Origin of the sequence: Croceivirga radicis (genome assembly GCF_002072105.2) — a bacterium.
GTDB lineage: Bacteria > Bacteroidota > Bacteroidia > Flavobacteriales > Flavobacteriaceae > Croceivirga > Croceivirga radicis.
Genome location: NZ_MTBC01000003.1, coordinates 146,061 through 167,990, shown reverse-complemented (window position 1 = coordinate 167,990; position 21,930 = coordinate 146,061). Strand labels below are relative to the sequence as shown.

The following is a 21,930-nucleotide window of genomic DNA, read 5'->3' as shown; positions in this document are numbered from 1 at the left end:
ACTTAATTAGTTTACGTGGTTAGCCAAGTAATCTGCAACGCCCTTACGGTCTGCATTCATAGCTTCTTTACCTTCTTCCCAATCTGCTGGGCAAACTTCACCTTTTTCCTGTACGTGGGTATAAGCATCAACTAAACGTAAAAATTCGCTAACGTTTCTACCTAAAGGCATGTGGTTTACGCTCTCGTGAAATACAGTACCTTCTTCGTCTATAAGGTAAGTAGCTCTAAAAGTAACATTGTCACCATCTAACAATACAGAATCCGTTTCTTCATTGTACTCTTCTGTTGTGTTATCTAAAATATTAAGTGCACTTGCTAAATTTCTATTGCTATCTGCAATTAATGGGTAAGTAACACCTTCTATACCACCATTGTCTTTTTCTGTATTTAACCAAGCAAAGTGAACTTCTGCAGTGTCACAAGAAGCACCAACTATTAATGTATTTCTTTTTTCAAATTCTGCTTGAGCTTTTTGAAAAGCGTGTAATTCTGTTGGGCAAACAAAAGTAAAATCTTTTGGGTACCAGAAAAGAACAACTTTTTTCTTTTCTTCCTGTGCTTTTTTAAGGATGTTTAATTTGAATACATCACCTAATTCATCTATTGCGTTTACTTCAATGTTCGGAAATTTTCTACCTACAATTGCCATAATTTGTGTTTATCTATTAAAATTTCCGGCAAAATTAATCAGTACTCTGGGCAGTAAAAAAATAGTAACAATAAGAAAACATTATACCTAAATAGGAAAGTGCTATAATTCAAAAATCAAAGGGTAAAATTGCGTATTCGATAAAAATGAATAATTCATTTTACCAAATCAAGAAAAAAAGAACGGTTGTGTAAATTGCTCTGTTTTATTTATTTTGATTCTAATTGCTTAATCTTAATGTTTAGCGCTGCAAATAATAGGGTCATCAATGGACTTAACCAGTTAAAAATGGCAAAAAGGGCGTATTCTGCCACACCTACTCCTAATACGCTACTGTGATAGGCTCCGCAAGTGTTCCAAGGAATTAATACCGAAGTTACCGTTCCAGAATCTTCCAATGTTCTACTTAAGTTTTCTGGAGCTAAACCTCTCTCCTCGTAGGCTTTAGAAAACATTTTACCGGGTACCACTATGGCCAAATATTGGTCAGAAGCCGTAATATTTAATGCCAAGCAACTACCTACGGTACTAGCGAACAACCCAAAGGTAGATTTGGCTAATTTTAGTAGGGACTTAGTAATTCTCTCCAACGCGCCAATACCATCCATAATACCCCCAAAGACCATAGCGCAAAGAATAAGCCAAATGGTACCTAACATCCCCTTCATACCTCCAGAAGAAAATAAGTCGTTTAGGCTATTATTATCCGTTTCTATTGCCACATCTACTGTAATGGCATCCATTATTCCTTTGTATGCTGTCTGTAGATTTAGACTTTCTCCGCCCCCTATTTTTGCAACAATTTCTGGCTGAAATATAAGTGCGAATAAACCGCCTAAAAGCGTACCTACTAACAAGGCCAACAACGGTGGTGCTTTTTTTACAATCATGGCCACAACAACTACGGGTACTAAAAACAACCAACCGCTCACATTAAAGGTACTGCTAATGGTGCTAAGCAATGCGTCTGTTTGTGCGGTACCTGTTGTTTCTATGGTGAAACCTAGAATTATAAAGACAATTAAGGTTACAATTACCGTAGGTACGGTAGTAATGGTCATGTATTTTATGTGAGAAAACAATTCGCCACCCGCCATGGTAGGTGCCAAGTTGGTAGTATCACTCAAAGGCGACATTTTATCACCAAAATAGGCTCCAGAAAGTACAGCGCCCGCTGTCATCCCCAAAGAAATACCTAAGGCTTCTCCAATACCTATTAACGCAATTCCTACTGTAGCAGCGGTGGTCCAACTACTACCTGTTGCAATTGATATAATGGCACAAATAACAACACAGGCCGCTAAGAATATGGTTGGATTTAAAATTTGCAGCCCATAATAAATCATGCTGGGAATAATACCGCTGATAAGCCATGTGCCAGAAAGTGCACCAACCATAAGTAGGATCAACAATGCACCTGTGGTAGACCGCACATTTTCTGCAACTTCATCCATCATTTGTTGGTAAGATACTTTGTTAAAAAAACCAACAATGGCAGCAACTGCTGCGCCAAGTAATAGAATAAATTGGTTGGAACCGCTTAGGGCATCGTCTCCATAAACAAATACATTAAAGGCAAGCATGCCTACAAGAATAAAAACAGGCAATAAGGCCTCCCAAATATTTAATTCTCTGTTAGAAACTATATTCTCGTTTTCTCTGTGTTCGTAGTTTGGTTTGTTATCTGCCATGTAATACAAGTTGCAATCCTGTAATATTACGACTTTGACCTAGGTTCTGCAAGCCGTAAAATGCTTCTAATTATGCTGTGACTGTGGAACTATCTAGAATTCCGAGTTTTAGCATGCAACTTTTCATCGCGTTATACGTATGTTCTATATCATGGTCCAAACCTATAGAAAAGCGTATTAAACCATCCGTAAGGCCCATTTCTTCTTGCTCTTCTATTGGAATTTCAGAAGAGGTAGAAGTTCCCGGAGCACTAAATAAGGTCTTGTAGAATCCTAAGCTTACTGCAAGGTATCCCAAGTTTTCTTGCTGCATCAGTTCCATCAGCGCATTCGCCTTGTCCAAAGAGCCAACGTCTAAAGTCATCATACCACCAAAACCGTATTCAGGATTCAATTGTTTTAGCATGGTTTCGTGCCCAGGATGGGATGCCAGACCGGGATAAACCACTTTTAAACCATCCGCTTCAAACTTGTTGGCTAAATAATGGGTGTTTTCACTGTGTTTTTTAATCCGGATATGCAGGGTGCGCATATTTTTTAGGATGGAAGCGGCGCGTAAGCTATCCAGCGTGCTGCCAAAAAGCATACCAGCACCATCATTTACATCTTTTAAACTTAAGCAAAAGTCTGTAGTACCACACACCACGCCAGCTACACAATCACTGGTGCCATTTATAAATTTGGTTAAACTGTGAATTACAATGTCGGCGCCAAGACTTGCAGGGCTAATGCTTAGCGGGGAAAAAGTGTTGTCTACTACTAAGGGAATATTGTGCTGTTTAGCTAATTGGGCAAGTGCTGTAATATCCGCTATTTCTAAGAGTGGATTACTAACCGCTTCGCAATAAATCATCTTGGTTTTTGGGGTAATGGCTGCAGCCACAGCTTCCAATTTAGTAATATCAACAAAACTGCTATTAATATTGAATTTTGGTAAAAAATTCTTCATCAAAGCGTAGGTGCCGCCATAAATGGTTCTACTGGTTACAATATGGTCATTAGCATTGCACAATTGCATAATTACCGCTGTAATGGCTCCCATGCCGCTGGCATATACATTGGCAGATTCTGTCTGCTCCAGTGCTGCTAATGCTTCACCCAAATATAAATTAGAAGGGGAGGAGTGTCTGCTATACAAGTAACAACCTTCGGTATTACCCTCAAAGGTATCGAACATGGTTTTAGCAGATAAAAATGTATAGGTAGAAGAATCGGATATTGATGGATTAACACCTCCAAATTCGCCAAAGTAATGTAAGTCTTGTAATTTCTGTGCGGCTTTGCTTTTCATGATAGAACTATTTTTGGTAAAAATCATTTTTAAAAGCGTATTTATCAATAGTATTTGTAAAATGAAGATTTTAGTTCAGTTTTATTTTAATTATTAGAAAATTAATCACTTTTGCTATCTTTAAACTGATGTTTAACGAATGACATTAAGATGGAACTAGATGCAACGGACAAAAAACTACTGAACCTATTGCAACAAGACTGCAAAAAGACCACAAAAGCGTATGCTTTAGAACTAGGGTTGTCCACGACGGCTGTTTTTGAGCGTATAAAGCGGTTAGAGCGCAATGCCATTATTACAGATTATGTTGGATTGGTAGATAAAAAAAAGGTGCAAAAAAGCTTTACGGTGTATTGCCATATTAAGTTGGTACAACACACAAAGGAAAATGTGTTACGTTTTGAGCATCAAATACAACAATTGCAAGAAGTACAAGAGTGCCAACATATTAGTGGTGATTATGATTACATTGTGCTGGTAAATGTGGCTAATATGCAGGAATACAGGGAGTTTATGGTTAATAAATTAACAGCTATAGACCAGATTGGTAGTACGCAAAGTTCTTTTGTGATTAATCAGGTTAAGAAAACAACCGCCGTTTACATCTAATTACGCTAGTTTTCTATACCAATTTTATGTGGTATTTTTGTTTTAAATACTGAATTCTGAATTTATGAGTCAATTTGATGTGGCCGTTATCGGTTCTGGACCTGGAGGCTATGTTGCTGCTATACGTTGTGCCCAATTAGGCCTAAAAACAGCTATTATAGAAAAATATGCTACCCTTGGTGGTACTTGCTTAAATGTTGGTTGTATCCCTTCTAAAGCATTGTTAGATTCTTCTCACCACTACGAAGATGCTGTTAAGCATTTTGAAGAGCACGGAATTGAAATTCCAGGAGAAATTAAAGTGAATTTAGCACAGATGATAGCCAGAAAGGACGGTGTGGTAGACCAAACCACCAAAGGAATTCAGTTCTTGATGGATAAAAACAAGATAACAGTTTTTGAAGGTGTGGGTAGTTTTAAGGATGCTACTACAATTACTATAGCTAAGAACGATGGTAGTACAGAGACCATTGAGGCAAAGAATACTATAATTGCTACGGGTTCTAAACCGTCTAGCTTGCCTTTTATTTCTATTGACAAGGAAAAAATTATTACATCTACCGAAGCCTTAAAACTTAAAGAAATACCAAAACACCTTTTAGTTATTGGTGGTGGTGTAATAGGTCTAGAGCTAGGTCAAGTATACAAACGCTTAGGAGCAGAAGTTACGGTAATTGAATATATGGACCGCATAATTCCAGGTATGGATGGTGCTTTGTCCAAAGAACTTACTAAAGTGATGAAGAAGCAAAAAGTGAAATTTGCGCTTTCTCATAAAGTAAAGTCCGTGGAGCGTGTTGGTGATGAAGTGGTAGTAAAAGCAGACGATAAAAAAGGCAATGAAGTTGAGTTCAAGGGCGATTATTGCTTGGTATCCGTAGGTAGAAAACCTTATACCGATGGTCTAAATGCAGAAGCGGCTGGTGTAAAATTGGACGATAGAGGTAGGGTAGTGGTAAATGATCATTTACAAACAAATGTCTCTAATATCTATGCCATTGGTGATGTTGTACGTGGCGCTATGTTAGCCCACAAGGCAGAAGAGGAAGGTACCATGGTAGCGGAGATTTTAGCTGGGCAAAAACCACATATAGATTATAATTTAATTCCCGGTGTAGTGTATACTTGGCCAGAGGTTGCCGCTGTAGGTAAAACAGAAGAGCAATTAAAAGAAGATGGTGTTAGCTACAAAGTAGGTCAATTTCCTATGCGTGCTTTGGGGCGTGCCCGTGCAAGCATGGATATAGATGGTTTTGTAAAAATACTTGCAGACAAGCAAACAGATGAAGTGTTGGGGGTTCATATGATTGGTGCCCGTTGTGCGGATCTAATTGCCGAAGCAGTTACCGCTATGGAATTCCGCGCGTCTGCGGAAGACATCTCGCGTATGAGCCATGCACACCCTACGTTTGCCGAGGCAGTAAAAGAAGCTGCTTTAGCGGCAACAGATGATAGGGCTTTACACGTTTAATTTACTATTCATTACATATAAAAATCCCGAAACTAAATATTCAGTTTCGGGATTTTTTTATTGGTCAAAGCAGTTTACCAATATATGTTAATGGATTCATTTGGGTTAAGATGTATCGCTTTTTTACGGCCTTTATAGCTTACAGTTGTCTTGCCTCCTTTTAAAGAAGAAACGGTACTTTTAATAAGTTTATGCTGCTCCCAATCTAAATCAATTTCAAAGCCACCACGAGCCTTAATGCCTTTTATACTACCTTTTTGCCAAGCATCTGGTAGGGCAGGTAAAAGATAAATTGTTTCCGTATTAGATTGCATGAGCATTTCTATAACACCGGCTGCACCTCCAAAATTACCATCTATCTGAAAAGGTGGATGTGCATCAAATAAGTTAGGATATGTGCCCCCTCGTTTAGAATTTGGCTTAGAAGTGTCTGGGTTTACATAGCGTAATAGCTCTCTATACATTTTATAAGCTCTATTACCATCCCAAAGACGAGCCCAAAGATTAATTCGCCAACCTTTAGACCAACCTGTAGTTTCATCGCCTTTAATCTCTAAAGTGGTTTTTGCAGCTTCTGCCAATTTTGGAGTATCGTATGGAGTTATATGGTTACCTGGGTGTAATCCATACAAGTGTGTTTGGTGCCTATGTTTTGGGTTTTGGTCTTCCCAGTCATAATACCACTCCTGTAGGTTGCCTTTTTGTCCAATTTTATAAGGACTTAAATTTTCTAAATTGAATTTAATTTTTCTTGTAAAATCATCCTGAATGGCTAAAGTTTTTGATGCATTTAAGTAGCTATAAAACAACTCTTTTATCATAGCCATATCTGCTGTGGCCCCATATAAGGTTGCACCAACATAGCCCTCTGGGGTTTTATATAAATTTTCTGGAGAAGTACTGGGGCTAGATATAAACTGGCCATGTTTATCCTTAATTAACCATTCTGAAGCAAATGTGGCCGCACCTTTAATAATGGGATAGGCATATTCTTTTAAATAAGTGGAGTCTTTGGTGTAAAGGTAATGCTCCCATAAATGACTGGTAAGCCAAACCCCGCCCATGTTCCAGTTGGCCCAGTTAGGGTTACCTTGTCCAAAATCGCCCACTGGATTGGTTAATGCCCAAATATCGGAATTGTGCCCGGCTGCCCACCCATTAGTTCCGTAATAGGTTTTAGCTGTGATTGCACCGGTTTTAGAGAGATTGCCAATAAAACTCAATAGGGGTTGGTGTAATTCTGGTAGGTTGGCTGTTTCTGCTAGCCAATAGTTCTCTTGTAGATTAATATTTATAGTATAATTGCTGCTCCATGGTGGTCTAATATGTGGATTCCATAGGCCCTGTAAGTTAGCGGGCACTTCTTTTGTTCTAGATGAAGCAATTAATAAATACCTTCCGTAATTAAAATATAAGATTTCAAGGTTTTGGTCATTTGCTCCAGTTTCGTAACGGAGTAACCGTTGGTCAGTAGGTACATTTGGCAGTTCTTTATGAGATAGTTTAAAGTCTACGCGATTATACAATTCGCTATAATCCGCAACATGTTCTTTTTTAAGATTAGCATAGGTCTCTTTTTTGGAACTCTTTATCTGCTCCATAGCTATATTTTCATGATTTAGCCCTTCTGTTGCTGGATTTTTATCAAAACCATTAAAGCTTGTGGCGACGGCAATTAAAAGTTCTACTTTCGTTGCGTTTTGAACCGATAACACAGCGTCTTGAATCTTAACCGTACCATCTGTTTGTTTAATGCTAAAAGCGCTAGTAAACCGAGTTCCTTTGTCGGCATCAAAAACAATAGGGTTTTTAATACTGCCTCTATAGCTTGGTTCTACATGAACTGGGGCATAACCAGTAGCTATTAATTTACTGTCTAACTCTTTTATCTTAAATCTTAATTGGCTTTCAAACTTTAGGTCAAAACTTATGGCTTTCTTTCGGTCCGAAGTCAATCTAACTACCATTACTTTTTTGGGATTTGAAATAAAATATTCACGTTTATATTTTACTCCGTTAGACTCATAACTTACATCTGCTATAGCTGTAGTTAAATCTAAACTTCTTTTATAATTTGTTATGTTGGCCTCATTCTTAAAATGTAACAAAAGGGTGCCCAAGGGCGCATAAGATTGACTAAATTGACCTTGTAACTTTTTGTTTAACGAATCGGCCAGTTTATAGTTCTCTGCTTTTAGAGCAGCTCTAATTTCTGGTAAATTTTTATATGCTTCCGGATTGTTGTTGTGGTTCATGGGTTCACCAGACCACAAGGTAATGTCATTTAGAAAAATTTTTTCAGTCTGGATACCTCCAAAAATAGAAGCCCCCATTTTGCCATTTCCTAAGACAAGGGTTTCCTCAAAATAGGTGGCCGGTTTATCAAACCAGATTTCATCAGAATTTTGGGCAATGCCTTTTACGTTATAGCATATAAGGATTGTGGCTGTTATTATCCGTAGAAGGGAAGGTACTCCAACATTTAAGTTCATTTTTATGGTAGCTTTTGGTCTGTATATTTTAAAATTAACCAAATTAACTACAGTTTATAAAGACAAAATTGCCTAGTCTTGAATGGTGTTAATAAACATGTAGGTAAGAAAAACAAGTTTATAATTAAGTGGTTGTAGAAATTAACTACATTTTAGAAATAGGTTGTATTAATTTCTAACGCCAGCAAATATCCGCAATATGAGCTCTTTTGCTCGGTCTAATACTAATTTAAGAATGGGAATTACTAAAGTAGTGATACTATTTAACTGCACTAGAGTTTCGCTCCAAATGTGTTTTAATTGCCCTTTAACATCAGCCTCGTATTTTACGAAAAGTAACGAAAGATAGGTACAAGCAATCATAAAAAGTATAGCGCCAGGAATTGCAAACGCTGGACTCAATTCATGATGGAGAAATTTGTAAAGTCCTAAACCGGTAAAACTTCCATATAGAATAATAAAGTGCATAACATATATGGTTAACGTACTACCACCAATTTTCAAAATGGTCTTATGGTTTAATACTTTTCGGAACAACATAAAAATGGCGAACACTAGAAAAACATCGCCTAGGCGTATAAATAAATAGTTATTGTTTAGAATTAGACCAAAGATTTCCCATCCTGTATTGTTTAACAAAAACTCAAACAAATTGGAGGATTGAAAGAGCAACAAATACCCAAAGGTTATTGCAGCCGGTATGGCTACCAGATATAGCTTATTATTGTTTTTGTATTTGGTAAAAAGTAAAGAAACAAATGCGCCTAAAGTAGTGTAACCAAACCAAGGTATAATAGTAAATACAGACCCATTTGCTTTGGTAAAGTAATTTGCAAGCCCCACAGGGAGCCAATCTAGTTGCCAGGTTTTATAAATGGGTTCAAAAACAAATAAAATTAGCGTAATTAAGATTAAACTAAATGGGAACACCCATGGTTTTTTCTTAATGGTTAACAAATAAGCGGCAACAATACCTAAAATGGATAGGCCAATACAATGTAATACGTCTACTAGGTAAAAACCATCATATATTTCGCCTTTTAGTACACCAAATAGATTTAAACGTAGTAAATACCCAATGAATAATAGTTGTAAACCACGGCGTATACCTTTTTTAACTCTAGGGTTTTTCCATCCATTTTCTGGAGCGGCTACCAATAAGTAGGTAAAAATAAACCCAGAAACGGTAAAGAATACAGGAGCTGTTATGCCTCTAAAGTAGAGCCAAATGTTATAAACACTATTACTGGCATCTCTATAAATGGGGTCTAACAAACCATCTACAAAATGGCCTTGTAGCATCATTAAAATAGCCCAGGCACGCATGGCGTCTATAAAAAAGAGTCTTTTTGAATTTGCGCTCACTTTATTGGTTTAAACTAGATATACTTAATATAACTAGCTTTGGATTATTGATGCCGTAAAATTAGCTAAAAAAGATTCAATTAGTTGATTTTAAAGTTATTTTAGGGATAAACATTTTAAAAAACACTATGGCTGGTATATTGGCATTTGCAGGTAGCAATTCTTCAAAATCTATTAATTATGAACTGGTAAAATTTACCCTTAGCAAAATTCAACAACATAAAACGGACAGTTTAAACCTAGCAAATTATCCTTTTCCTATGTTTAGTGTAGATTTAGAGGAAAAAGACGGTTACTCCAATTCGTTGGTAGAATTAAAAAACGAAATACAGGATGCCGATGCATTGCTTATTGCTGTTAACGAACATAATGGGCATTTGTCTGCCTACTTCAAAAACATGTTGGATTGGTTGTCTAGGTTAGACCGGAAATTTATGTTAAACAAAAAAGTCTTTTTAATGGGAGCTTCTACCGGTAAAGGAGGGGCAAAAGGAGCTATAAACATGGCAGAGACCTTATTACCTAGATTTGGAGCTACCATTTCGGCTACATTTTCAATGCCTAGTTTTGGTACTAATTTTAGTACGGAAGAAGGTATTTTAGATGCGGATTTATTAGAAGCGCACCAAGCAGCATTGCAAGACTTTTTAAAATCTCTTTAAACCGTACCTTTGTCCTAAATGCTGGACAAGTTTAAAGCACATATAAAAGAAAATTTACCCCAATTACTCCATTCTAAACTGTTAATTGCTTGCAGTGGTGGTTTGGACAGTGTACTTCTTGCCCACCTATCCAAAGCTTTGCATCTAGATTTTGCCTTGGTGCATTGTAATTATAAATTACGAGGAGAAGAAAGTGAAGGAGATGAACAATTTGTAACAACTTTGGCTAAGTCCTTAGCGGTTCCCTTATATATCAAGCGTTTTGACACTAAAATAATTCAGGAAAATGCTTCAGGTTCGTTACAAATGATTGCTAGAGACCTGCGGTACACTTTCTTTGAAGAATTATGTACAGAACATCAGTTTCAATTTATACTAACCGGGCACCATGCCAATGATAGTCTAGAAACTTTTTTAATCAACTTTGCTAGGGGTACGGGATTAGAAGGCTTACTAGGAGTGCCTACTATCAATCTTAATATAATTAGACCGCTACTTCCATTTACCAGAAAAGAATTATTATCTTTTGCAAACGCACATGCTCTGTCATGGCGTGAAGACAGCAGTAATAAAAGCGATAAATACAAGCGCAACACCATAAGAAATAATATAGTACCAATATTAGAAGGGCTACACCCTAATTTTGATACCAATTTTAGACAAACACTATCCCATTTAAACGGTTCTGCCAAGTTATTGGAAGATTATGCACTATTGCTACGTAACAATTTGTTTATACAACGTAAGGGGCATATACAGATTGAAATAGCGGAACTACAGAAATTGATGCCCTTGAAGGATTATTTGTACCTGTTGTTTAAACCCTATCAATTTACGCAATGGAAAGATTTAGAAGCTTTACTTTATGCGCAAAGCGGTAAGTTTATAACCTCTAAAACCCACATGTTGGTAAAAGATAGAACTACTTTAATCTTAACAGAAAAGGAAAGAAAAGCTCCGTCTGACCACTATAGTATACCCACGCATATCTCGTTGTTAACTTATCCTATTGCTTTGGTTTTTGAAAGCGTTGATCAGATTGGGAAAAAATCCGATAGCATAGCCTATTTAGATAAGGATTTGTTAAAGTACCCCTTAGTTTTAAGGAAGTGGCAAAAAGGCGATTATTTTTATCCCTTTGGCATGAAGGGTAGCAAGAAGTTGTCCAAATTTTTTAAGGATGAAAAGATGGATGTTCTAGAAAAAGAACAACAATGGTTGCTCTGTTCTGGCGAAGATATTGTTTGGGTGGTGGGTAAAAGGATTGATGATAGGTATAAGGTAAAAGATACGACTACCGAAATATTAAAAGTTATTTTGAATTAAATGAAAAAAAGTTTCCTACTTCTATTTGTACTGATTTTTCAATTTTTTTATGCCCAGACAGAGGAAGAGCCTGCCGTATGGTCCCATAATGTAGAAAAGCTATCGGATACGGAATTTCAATTACAGTTTAGCGCAAAAATTTTACAAGACTGGTTCATATACTCGCTATACACGGCAGAGGGGGGGTCTATGCCCAGTGAGTTTGAATTTGTTGGCGTTGGTGAAGATTATAAGTTGGTTGGTAAAACCAAAGAGGGAAAAACATATACCAAATACACGGAGGTTTTTGAGGTGGACGAGACTTTTTTTAAAGAAGAAGCTGTTTTTAATCAACAAATAGAATTATTAAAACCTAATGTAAGGCAGATTAAGGTTATCCTGTATTATCAAATTTGTAAAGAAGTATGTGTTTTAAAAGAGGAAGAGTTTAATATTTCTTTAGATGGGTCTGCCTTAAATCTAGTAGCGGAAAAATTAGATGCAAGAAGTGAACAAATGACGGCTGCGCTAAAACTAGACTTAAAACATAAAGAACGATTAAACGGTGCAGAAGGAGTCAATAAGAATAGCGTGAGTAATTTGTGGGTAGTGTTTGGATTGGGTTTTTTAGGAGGCTTAATCGCCTTATTTACGCCATGCGTTTTTCCTTTAATACCACTTACAGTTTCCTTTTTTACTAAACATACGGGAACAAGGGCAAAAGGAATAAAGAATGCCTTGCTATATGGTTTCTTTATCGTCCTTATTTATTTTTTATTGAGTTTGCCCTTTCATTTATTTAACTCGGTAGATTCACAAATTCTAAATACCATTGCAACCAACGTGTGGTTAAATGTCTTTTTCTTTGTCATTTTTATCTTCTTTGCCTTTTCGTTTTTTGGTTATTATGAATTAACCTTGCCAAATTCTTGGGCCAATAAATTAGATAGCGCTTCTAATAAGGTAGGGGGTGCACTAGGTATATTCTTTATGGCCATAACATTGGCAATTGTTTCTTTTTCCTGTACCGGGCCAATACTTGGAGGCTTGTTGGGTAGTACTACCCTAGCAGAAGGTAGTGTGGCCAATAATTTAACTGCTGGTATGACAGGTTTTGGGGTGGCACTTGCCTTGCCGTTTATGTTATTTGCTCTATTCCCGGCATGGTTAAACTCTTTGCCAAAATCTGGCGGTTGGATGACAACCGTAAAAGTTACTTTAGGATTTTTGGAGTTGGCTTTAGCTTTTAAGTTCTTATCTAACGCAGATTTAGTTGGCCATTGGGGGCTTTTAAAAAGAGAAGTGTTTTTGATAATTTGGATAGTAATATTTGTATTGCTAACGCTTTATCTACTTGGCCTATTACGTTTTCCACATGATGGTCCTAAGCAAAAACTATCCGTAGGTAGAAAAGCACTCAGCATAGTTAGCTTTCTGTTTAGTGTGTATTTAATTTTAGGGGTAGCCAAAGTTGTACCGTTGAAAATGCTAAGCGGTTTTCCTCCTCCAGCTTTTTATTCCGTCCTGGAACAAGAGACGGAATGTCCTTTAGGATTAAATTGTTATAAGAATTTTGAAGAGGGCTTAGCGGTTGCAAAAGCAGAGGACAAACCTATCTTATTAGATTTTACGGGTTGGGCCTGTGTAAACTGCAGAAAAATGGAAGAGAATGTATGGAGCGATCCTGAAATCTACCCTATAATAAAGGATGAATACATATTGATTTCATTGTACGTTGATGATAGAAAAGAATTGCCAAAAAGTGAGCAGTTCAAATTCCAATATGATGGCGGAAGGATAAAGTCTATAAATACTATTGGGCAGAAGTGGGGAACGTTTCAAACGGTAAATTTTAATTCTGCTTCTCAACCCTATTATGTGTTGCTTTCGCCAGAGCTAGAGATACTTACGGAAGCGGTACAATATGTGGATAAAACCACTTATCTAAATTGGCTTAAATCTGGATTAAATAAAAAGTAATTTTTTCTGAAAAAAGACTAATTTAGGGGTTTGACCAACTAATCACCCCCAATGAAAAAGTTACGTAAAGTACTTTGGTCCGTTTTAGGGCTATTGCTTCTTTTTTTATTTGCTGTATTTATTTTTGTAAACACCTTAACACCATCTTACGAAGGATCCAAAGAAATTAATGGTCTAGCAGAAAAAGTTACCGTTTATTTTGATCCTTATGGTATACCTCATATATATGCAAATACCGAGGAAGATGCTTACCGTTCTTTGGGATATGTGCATGCACAAGACCGATTGTGGCAAATGGAGCTCATGCGCCGTATAGCAAAAGGAGAATTGAGCGAGGTATTTGGTAAGGACTTAGTAGATACCGATAAGTTTATGCTCTCTTTAGGTATAGATGAACATACAAAAAAAACGGTACGTCAATTAGATATAAATTCTGAAATGGTACGGTTGGCCCAGGCTTATTTAGACGGTATAAATCAGTTTTTAGAAGAAGGGCCAACGCCTATTGAGTTTTATTTAACCGGTATTGATAAACGCCCATTTACCTTAGAAGATGTGTACAACACAGTTGGTTATATGGCATTTACCTTTGCCCAAGCACATAAGACCGACCCTTTACTTACACATATAAAAGATAAATTAGGGCCAGAATATTTAAAAAATCTACCCATAAATACCAATACGGCAACTGAAATAATTAAAAATTACGATAGAGATAAGGATTCTGTGTCAAGTCAATTATCCGGAATAGCTTATAATGCATTGGAAAAATTACCAGTTCCCTTGTTTGAAGGTAGTAATAGTTGGGTGTTGGCTCCTGAAAAGACAAAGAACGGAAAGGTTATTTTTGCAAATGATCCGCATATTGGTTTTGCACAGCCATCGGTTTGGTACGAGGCGCATTTGGTTACACCAACTTATGAAAAATATGGATACCACTTAGCTGGGGTTCCTTTTCCCTTATTAGGTCATGATAGAAAAATAGCTTACGGGCTTACCATGTTCCAAAATGATGACTTAGACTTTTATTATGAAACGAATAATCCTGAAAACCCAAATCAGTACAAAACAGAAAGTGGTTGGCAAGATTATAAAACGATTACTAAAACAATTCGTGTAAAAGATGAAGCGGATATTGAATTTACATACAAAGTATCTAGACATGGCCCTGTTTTAAACGGAATTGCCAAACAAATTGAAGATAAAACACCAGTGGCTATGTCTTGGATGTATACCAAAAAAGAGACTAATGAAGTTTTAGACGGTCTTTTCGGTATGATAAAATCTAAGAATATAACAGATTTTAGGGCTGCATTGCCCAAAATACATGCCCCTGGTCTAAATGTTATGTATGGAGACGCAGAAGGAAATGTAGCATGGTGGGCAACTGCTCAATTATATACTATGCCAGATAGCGTACAAACCAAGTTTATACTAGATGGTACTTTAGGTAACGCAGAACCAATAGGCTTTATTGAATTCAAAGACAACCCACACGCTATTAATCCACCTTGGAACTATATATATTCTGCAAATAACCAACCAGATAGTGTAAATGGTAAACTATATCCTGGTTATTACCTACCGGAAAACAGGGCAAAACGAATTGTAGCGCTTTTGGACAATAAAGAAGATTGGACTCTAAGTGACACGCAAAAAATGATATTAGACGTTACATCTTCTTTAAATCCTCAAATTATAAACGAATCTTTACGTTTTGTTGGGATATCAAATTATAGTCCAGAACAATTAGAAATGTTGGACCTGTTAAACTCTTGGGAAGGGGATTACCCACTTAATAGTGTGGCGGCTACTTTCTTTCACAGAAGTGTTTATTATGTTCTAAAAAATTCTTTTGAAGATGAATTGGGACCAGAAAAATTTGAACAGTTTTTAGGAACCCACTTGATGAAAAGGCACGTTGCAACCGGCACAAGATTCAAAACAGGAATTTGGTGGGACGATGTTAGAACAAAGGACAAAATAGAAACCAAAGAAGATATAGTAGCCCGCTCCTTGGCAGATGCATATAAATCTTTAGTAAGGGATTTTGGACCTGATTATACCAAATGGACATGGGATAGGGTACATACAATAGAGTTTGAGCATCCAATAGGTCAAGTAGAAGCCCTGCGTTCTTTTTTTAATGTGGGGCCATTCCCTGTAGAAGGGAGTAGGGAGGTAATTAATAATATGAGTTTCCCCTATGATAGTACTGGGTTTTATAGAGTTACTTCCGGACCGTCCACAAGACGGGTAATCGATTTTTCTGATATTGAGAATAGCACAAGTATTTTACCTACGGGGCAATCTGGTAATCCATTAAGCAAGCATTACAAAGATCAAGTGGAACAATATGTAAAGGGAGAATTCAGAAAAATGATGATGAACCAACAAGAAATAGAGTCGGTTTCTAAAGATGTCTTAGTTTTGGAGCCAAAGAAGTAATAATTCACTATTATTTAATGTGTAATGCCTTAGTTTTCAATAACATTTTGTAATTTTTGAAGCAATAACCAGCTATACCTTAAATTGAATCAAAAACTTAAACAACCAAAGTATTGGTTTTTATGTATTTTCTTAGCGTCAAACCTGTGGCTAAACGCTCAGGATAAAGCTATTAGCCTTGACTATTCTAATATCAAATTGAATCAGGTATTGGATAGTTTACAAGAGATTTCCGGATATCATTTTTTTTACAATAAAAATTGGTTTTCAGAACGAAAGAATTATTCTTTTAAAAATACCTCGTTAGTTAATATAATGGACAGCTTAGTTGAAGGCACCATTTTTAACTATTATATTCTGGATAAGGAAAAACGTATTTTTATTCTAAAGAATGATTTGATTTATGATGAACTTCCAAAGAGTTTCTATCCAACCCAAAAAACAGAAGATTCTGTTTTAAACAACAGAATCGCTACGATTGTTACACCTTTATTTTATGAGCCATCTTATGGAGGTAACGAAAATAAACCACGACCAATAACTGTTGGTAAGAGTTTAGCTAGTGATGCAAGGGCTATTTACCAAGTTAATGGTAAGGCCTTGTACCAAACAACTAACGAACCAATTGCAAATCTTGTAATACAAAACAAGACCACTGCTAACACATTAGTTTCAAAAGATTCTGGGGACTTTACCTTAAACATGCAGTATGGTTTAAACGAACTGGTATTTAGTGCAATGGGAGTTAAAACTACATATCAAGATGTAATTGTGTATAATACCGGTGGCTTTACCGTTTTTTTGGAGGAGAGTTTGGAAATATTGGATGAAGTTATTGTAGAGGCAGATGCGAAGAGTAATATATTAGATTCCAATACTGGCAAAGAAGAATTTTCTACAGAGGAAACTAAAGAAATTCCGCTGGTTCTAGGCGAGCGCAACGTACTACAAATAGCAAAAGCCCTTCCAGGTATAACCTCTGCGGGTGAGGGTTCTGGAGGAATTAATGTAAGAGGTGGTAAGACAGATCAAAACTTAATACTATTAGACCATACGGTTATTTATAATCCATCACATTTCTTCGGGATTTTTCAGGCATTAAATCCTTTTATAACAGATAAAGTTGCCGTTTACAAAGCAGACGCACCGCTAAAGTTTGGTGGCCGGCTATCTTCGGTAATTGATATTAAAACCAAAAAGAATATACCTAAAGAAATTGGTGTAGAAGGTTCTTTGGGTCCGGTTACGGCAAATCTAGCCCTGGAGATTCCAATTAAAAAAGATACGACCGCCTTACTAATAGGGGGAAGAGGCGCGTATGCAGACTATATTTTGGCAAATCTTGATGATGAAAATCTAAAAAATAGTAAAGCATCCTTTTATGATGGAATCATCAAGCTAAACCATAGATTTACGGACGATAGCGATTTAAATATAACAGCTTATAATAGTGGTGATCGGTTTTCGGTAACTAAAGATTCCCTTTTTAAATATCAAAATACAGCAGGGTCCATTGTTTGGAATCATAAATTAAATGAAAAAACAATTGGACAATTTAACATAAACCACAGCAGGTATAATTTTGATATTGGATTTAATGATGAGGGTAATAGAAATTTTGATTTAGCATACGGTATAAATGAAACATTTCTTGGTTATGATTTACAAAAAGATTTATCTAAAAAATTAAAAGTAAATTACGGTTTAGCAACAAAGTATTATCAAGTAAACCCTGGTCGTATTTCTCCAGGAGACGTAAATTCAGATATTCAAGAATTACAAATACAAAATGAAAAAGCACTAGAAAGTGGCTTGTATGTTGGGTCAGAATTAAGTGTTAGTGATAAGTTGCAAGTTAATCTTGGTGCTAGATTGACAAATTTTACTGCCTTAGGGGAGCGATACCAACGTGTTTATGAGGAAAACCAACCAAAAAATGAAGGTACAGTTGTAGACACGCTTAACTATTCAAATTTAGAATCGATTAAATCGTATTTTGGCCCAGAAGCTCGTTTTTCTGTTCGCTATTTAATCAATCCATCTTTTTCATTAAAGGGAAGCTTAAATAACTCCTACCAATATGTTCATACACTTTCCAGTAATACAACTGTCTCTCCAATAGATACCTGGAAACTATCTGATTTGCACATTAAACCCCAAAAAAGTATTCAGGCTGTTATCGGGTTATATAAAAATCTAAAAGAAGATGAATTTGAAATAAGCCTAGAAACTTACTACAAATGGATGGATAACGTTCTAGATTTTAAAACTGGAGCTGAATTATTCTTAAATCAAAATGTAGAAACCGAAGTATTACAAGGCAAAGGAAAGGCGTATGGTGTTGAGTTTATGCTGAAAAAAAATAGAGGAGATTTAAACGGATGGTTAAGCTATACCTATTCTAGGTCTTTATATTCGTTTTCTAGTGAGTTTGATGAAGAAACTATTAATAATGGAGATTTTTTTCCATCAAATTTTGATAAACCACATGATGTAAGTTTAATTGCAAATTATAGATTAACAAGAAGATTTAGTTTTTCTATGAATTTTTCTTACCAGACAGGGCGTCCTGTAACATTTCCTGTTGGAACGTATCGGTTTAACAATGCGGATTTTGTAGTCTTTAGTGAGCGTAATAAATTTAGAATACCAGATTATTACAGATTAGATTTAGGTTTTAATGTAGAAGGCAATCACAAAAAAAAGAAGCTAGCACACAGTTTTATTACATTTCAAGTTTACAATGTCCTAGGTCGCAATAATCCGTACTCAGTATTCTTCGTAACTGAAGATGGAGAAGTCAAGGCTTTACAGAGTTCTATTTTTGGTATTCCAATACCCTCTATAACCTATAATTTTAAGTTTTGATGAAGAAGTATCTAAACAACATCATCACTAGAGCTTTGATACTGGCAATCTTATTTTGTTGCAGTATGTCTTGTATAGAAGAGTTGCCTATAGAAGAGTTTAATTCTAATCAAGAAATTTCTTTAGTAATTGAGGCAACTTTTACTGACGAAGTAAAACACCAAGAAGTGTTCTTAAGTAGAATGGACTTAAGACTGGATTTAGAAACAGATACGGTCTATAACCCTTTCATAACCCCAGGACTAAGACCAACAGATTCTGTAAATATTGAAACAGATGCCGTCGTGGTTTTAAATTCTAGTACTAATCAATCCTATTTCTTTACAGAGGGTAGAGGCGGTCATTACATATCCAATCAACAATTTGCTCTTGAAAACAACCAGTCCTACACATTGGAAATAGTTACATCAAATGGCAGAAAATATATCTCTGATAAGTTAGAAATAGCGGGTACTGCAGAAGTTACAAATGTTTATGCAGAAAGGGCAGTAAGCGATTCTGGTGTTGATGGCGTAGCCATATACATAGATGCTTCTCCAATTACCGGCCAAGCAGACTATTTTAGGATAGCTTACGATGAAACCTATAAAATTGTAGCGCCATTATGGGACGATGAGGAGTTTGTTCTTACAAATTATGACCCATGCGCCCTACCAGCGCCAACTTATGATCTAGAGATAGTTCAAAAAGATTATGAAGACCAAGTTTGTTATAATACCGTATCTTCTAACACAATTGATGTTTATAGTACCAACAATACAGAAACCGCAAATGTAAAAAAGCAACTTGTACGCTTCATAGGGAGAGAAAACTTTATTATAAGCCATAGGTATAGCATCCTTGTAAAACAATACGTAGAATCCGTTGATGCGTTCTCATTTTTTCAGGCACTTGATAATTTCTCCCAATCAGAAAGTGTTTTGTCTCAAGTACAACCGGGAACCTTACAGGCCAATGTAACAAATGTTGTTGATCAAGAAGAATTAGTCTTAGGTTATGTAGATGCAGTTTCCGTATCAGAAAAAAGACTCTTTTTTAATTACACGGATTTCTTTCCTAATGAGGATTTACCCCCATATCCTTTTAATTGTAATTTATTTACGGCTCCGGAATCTCATCTTTCTTATTGTTATTCTGGTCCGCCAGTTGCAAATCCATGTCCACAATCCATCATAGAAAGCGTTTCTAAAAATATTATCACCTATTATGGGCCATACCAAGAAGGAGCTGTACCATTCGCTTCTTGTATAAGCGATTATATTTTTACACCTAGAATTTGTGGGGACTGTAGATTATTGGGTAAAAATGTTGAACCAGAATTTTGGATAGAAAATTAGATGAAAAATACCCTGGCAAATATTTTACTTTTTTTAGGACCGTTATTTTGCATGGCACAATACGTGGTTAAGGATATAGAGGAGGTAAGTAATCTTACTAGCCTTTCTCAAGAGCGGGTCTATATTAGTGTATCTGAAAATGTGTTTTTACCGGGGGAATATTTGTATTATCAGTTTTATTGTTTCAATAGTGCCAATAGTAAGTTGTCTAAAATAAGTAGCGTAGCGTATATAGAATTGATTGATCAAAACAACGAAATCATAATACAACAAAAATTAAGGTTAGAAAACGGTTTGGCCCAAGGGGATTTTTTTATTCCGGTAGACGTACAAACAGGTAATTACAGGTTAATAGGTTATACTTATTGGATGGCTAACCTTACTATGAAGCAAGCTTTTGTAAAGGATATCTATATAATAAACCCTTATAAGGACTCTAATAAATTGAAAATTGTTGAGGACGATGAACTAAATTTTTTAAACAAAACAATTACTAATAGTTCTACAAAAGATTTGCAGATAATTTTAGAAACAAAGTTGGTAAAGACGCGAGAAAAAGTATCTTTTTCAATTAGAAATTTTAAAGATTATTTAGGCAATGGAACCTACACAATTAAAGTAGTAAAAGAGCCCGAGTTTTTACAACTAGAAAATAAGTATGCAGTTGATTACAAGAGTTATTTTATTAAAAGTGCTAAACAATTAAATATAAAAATAGGCGACACCATAAATTTACCAGAGCAGAGAGGCGAATTATTCTATGGTCAAGTAAAAGATAATAAAGGCAGTAAAGTTACTAATCAGATGGTTGTATTATCATCACCTGGTAAAGAATCAATCCTAAAATATGCTAGAACAAACTCAGAAGGATTTTACTACACTTACATTAAAAAACCATACAGGTTAAATAGAATGGTTGTACAACCGCTAAATGCAACAGATAGTATAAATATTGAGTGGGGATTAAAAAAAACTATAGAAAAAGCGGCCTTTAGTCCAAAGGAAATTGTATTACGCAAAAGAGATATTAATAAAATAAAACAACGTAGTATATACAATCAAATTGAAAATCAATTTTTTGAGGTTAAACCAGATTCAATCTTAATCGGAGATAGAATTGACCCATTTGATGGGGGCATTCCAGAGGTTGTTTATTTAGATGATTATACCAGATTTAATACGTTGGAAGAAACTTTGGTGGAAATCTTAAATAATGCAGGTTATAGAAAAAATGGAAACGGAATAGATTATATTAGAATTTTACAGGATTTTGAAAAAGTTACGGAAGACTATAATAATTATCCGTCTATTGTGCTTATTGATGGTGTTTTCATTCCAAATCATGAATCTATAAGGGAGTATAATGCACATAAGATTAAAAGTATAAGTCTAATAAGAGATCAATTTGTTTTGGGGAATAAAGATTATCAAGGTGTTATGGCGATAGAAACCTTTGATGGTGATTTCTATGAAAATTACGTACCACCAATTGGAATAAATAAGAGTATTGAGACACCGATTTCCAAAAAACAATATTATACCCAGTCCTATGATAATTTAGAAGAAACATATAAAAACGTTCCAGATTACAGAAGAATCCTAATGTGGGAACCTAGCTTTGAAATTAATAAAGAAATTTCTACTTTTTCGTTCTACACCTCAGATATTAAAGGTGATTTCAAGATTATATTAGATGGCTTCACCAGTTACGGTAAACCTATTTTTTTAAGCCAATCATTTTCAGTAGAATAACAAATATT

14 protein-coding genes are annotated in these 21,930 nt (G+C 35.7%); 9 read left to right on the top strand and 5 right to left on the bottom strand.

The genetic code is table 11. The features are described from left to right. Nucleotides 1-6: 6 nt before the first annotated feature. From BUL40_RS05655 to BUL40_RS05645, 3 genes are all read right to left on the bottom strand, one after another. A complete protein-coding gene (locus BUL40_RS05655; RefSeq protein ID WP_080318434.1) occupies nucleotides 7-651 on the bottom strand; it encodes a peroxiredoxin in 645 nt (214 codons plus the stop codon). Nucleotides 652-860: 209 nt separating this feature from the next. After that, nucleotides 861-2,342 (bottom strand): Na+/H+ antiporter NhaC, encoded by a 1,482-nt coding sequence (gene nhaC / locus BUL40_RS05650; protein WP_080318433.1) that lies wholly within the window; start codon nucleotides 2,340-2,342, stop codon nucleotides 861-863. Between the two features lie 70 nt (nucleotides 2,343-2,412). Beyond that, on the bottom strand, nucleotides 2,413-3,633 hold the full coding sequence (locus tag BUL40_RS05645; RefSeq protein ID WP_080318626.1) for an aminotransferase class I/II-fold pyridoxal phosphate-dependent enzyme: 1,221 nt from the start codon (nucleotides 3,631-3,633) through the stop codon (nucleotides 2,413-2,415). A gap of 150 nt (nucleotides 3,634-3,783) precedes the next feature. Here BUL40_RS05645 and BUL40_RS05640 point away from each other — a divergent pair, with 150 nt between their 5' ends. Continuing rightward, nucleotides 3,784-4,242 (top strand): Lrp/AsnC family transcriptional regulator, encoded by a 459-nt coding sequence (locus BUL40_RS05640; protein ID WP_080318432.1) that lies wholly within the window; start codon nucleotides 3,784-3,786, stop codon nucleotides 4,240-4,242. A 64-nt stretch (nucleotides 4,243-4,306) separates the two neighbouring features. Next, nucleotides 4,307-5,713, top strand: a complete 1,407-nt coding sequence (lpdA, locus tag BUL40_RS05635) for a dihydrolipoyl dehydrogenase (protein ID WP_080318431.1) — start codon at nucleotides 4,307-4,309, stop codon at nucleotides 5,711-5,713. 74 nt (nucleotides 5,714-5,787) lie between these two features. On the opposite strand, the gene BUL40_RS05630 is transcribed toward lpdA, so the two are convergent. Both BUL40_RS05630 and BUL40_RS05625 read right to left on the bottom strand, forming a co-directional pair. Further along, nucleotides 5,788-8,205, bottom strand: coding sequence for a glycoside hydrolase family 95 protein (locus BUL40_RS05630; protein ID WP_080318625.1), 2,418 nt, complete (start codon nucleotides 8,203-8,205; stop codon nucleotides 5,788-5,790). A gap of 168 nt (nucleotides 8,206-8,373) precedes the next feature. Further along, nucleotides 8,374-9,570, bottom strand: a complete 1,197-nt coding sequence (locus BUL40_RS05625; RefSeq protein WP_080318430.1) for a heparan-alpha-glucosaminide N-acetyltransferase domain-containing protein — start codon at nucleotides 9,568-9,570, stop codon at nucleotides 8,374-8,376. 128 nt (nucleotides 9,571-9,698) lie between these two features. Between BUL40_RS05625 and BUL40_RS05620 the strand changes: the two genes are divergently transcribed. The 7 genes from BUL40_RS05620 (at nucleotide 9,699) to BUL40_RS05590 (ending at nucleotide 21,922) form a co-directional block, all read left to right on the top strand. Continuing rightward, entirely contained in the window at nucleotides 9,699-10,232 is a 534-nt protein-coding gene (locus BUL40_RS05620) for an NADPH-dependent FMN reductase (protein ID WP_080318429.1), read from the top strand. Nucleotides 10,233-10,250: 18 nt separating this feature from the next. Next, nucleotides 10,251-11,558, top strand: a complete 1,308-nt coding sequence (gene tilS / locus BUL40_RS05615; protein WP_080318428.1) for a tRNA lysidine(34) synthetase TilS — start codon at nucleotides 10,251-10,253, stop codon at nucleotides 11,556-11,558. Continuing rightward, nucleotides 11,559-13,517, top strand: a complete 1,959-nt coding sequence (locus BUL40_RS05610) for a protein-disulfide reductase DsbD family protein (RefSeq protein ID WP_080318427.1) — start codon at nucleotides 11,559-11,561, stop codon at nucleotides 13,515-13,517. A gap of 51 nt (nucleotides 13,518-13,568) precedes the next feature. Then, nucleotides 13,569-15,965 carry a penicillin acylase family protein gene (locus BUL40_RS05605; RefSeq protein ID WP_080318426.1) on the top strand — a complete coding sequence of 799 codons (2,397 nt, stop codon included), beginning with the start codon at nucleotides 13,569-13,571 and terminating at the stop codon, nucleotides 15,963-15,965. Nucleotides 15,966-16,280: 315 nt separating this feature from the next. Further along, entirely contained in the window at nucleotides 16,281-18,833 is a 2,553-nt protein-coding gene (locus BUL40_RS05600) for a TonB-dependent receptor (RefSeq protein WP_244901826.1), read from the top strand. After that, nucleotides 18,833-20,170, top strand: a complete 1,338-nt coding sequence (locus tag BUL40_RS05595) for a DUF4249 domain-containing protein (RefSeq protein ID WP_080318424.1) — start codon at nucleotides 18,833-18,835, stop codon at nucleotides 20,168-20,170. Before BUL40_RS05600 ends, BUL40_RS05595 begins: the two co-directional genes overlap by 1 nt. Beyond that, nucleotides 20,171-21,922 (top strand): hypothetical protein, encoded by a 1,752-nt coding sequence (locus BUL40_RS05590; protein WP_080318423.1) that lies wholly within the window; start codon nucleotides 20,171-20,173, stop codon nucleotides 21,920-21,922. It begins immediately after the preceding gene. Nucleotides 21,923-21,930: the final 8 nt, after the last annotated feature.

Excerpts from the sequence above, each read along its gene's own strand:
- BUL40_RS05610 (WP_080318427.1), top strand. The coding sequence starts at position 11,559 with ATGAAAAAAAGTTTCCTACTTCTATTTGTACTGATTTTTCAATTTTTT.
- BUL40_RS05620 (WP_080318429.1), top strand. The coding sequence starts at position 9,699 with ATGGCTGGTATATTGGCATTTGCAGGTAGCAATTCTTCAAAATCTATT.
- BUL40_RS05595 (WP_080318424.1), top strand. The coding sequence starts at position 18,833 with ATGAAGAAGTATCTAAACAACATCATCACTAGAGCTTTGATACTGGCA.
- BUL40_RS05590 (WP_080318423.1), top strand. The coding sequence starts at position 20,171 with ATGAAAAATACCCTGGCAAATATTTTACTTTTTTTAGGACCGTTATTT.
- BUL40_RS05655 (WP_080318434.1), bottom strand. The coding sequence starts at position 651 with ATGGCAATTGTAGGTAGAAAATTTCCGAACATTGAAGTAAACGCAATA.
- BUL40_RS05640 (WP_080318432.1), top strand. The coding sequence starts at position 3,784 with ATGGAACTAGATGCAACGGACAAAAAACTACTGAACCTATTGCAACAA.
- nhaC (WP_080318433.1), bottom strand. The coding sequence starts at position 2,342 with ATGGCAGATAACAAACCAAACTACGAACACAGAGAAAACGAGAATATA.
- tilS (WP_080318428.1), top strand. The coding sequence starts at position 10,251 with ATGCTGGACAAGTTTAAAGCACATATAAAAGAAAATTTACCCCAATTA.
- BUL40_RS05630 (WP_080318625.1), bottom strand. The coding sequence starts at position 8,205 with ATGAACTTAAATGTTGGAGTACCTTCCCTTCTACGGATAATAACAGCC.
- lpdA (WP_080318431.1), top strand. The coding sequence starts at position 4,307 with ATGAGTCAATTTGATGTGGCCGTTATCGGTTCTGGACCTGGAGGCTAT.
- BUL40_RS05645 (WP_080318626.1), bottom strand. The coding sequence starts at position 3,633 with ATGAAAAGCAAAGCCGCACAGAAATTACAAGACTTACATTACTTTGGC.
- BUL40_RS05605 (WP_080318426.1), top strand. The coding sequence starts at position 13,569 with ATGAAAAAGTTACGTAAAGTACTTTGGTCCGTTTTAGGGCTATTGCTT.
- BUL40_RS05600 (WP_244901826.1), top strand. The coding sequence starts at position 16,281 with ATGGACAGCTTAGTTGAAGGCACCATTTTTAACTATTATATTCTGGAT.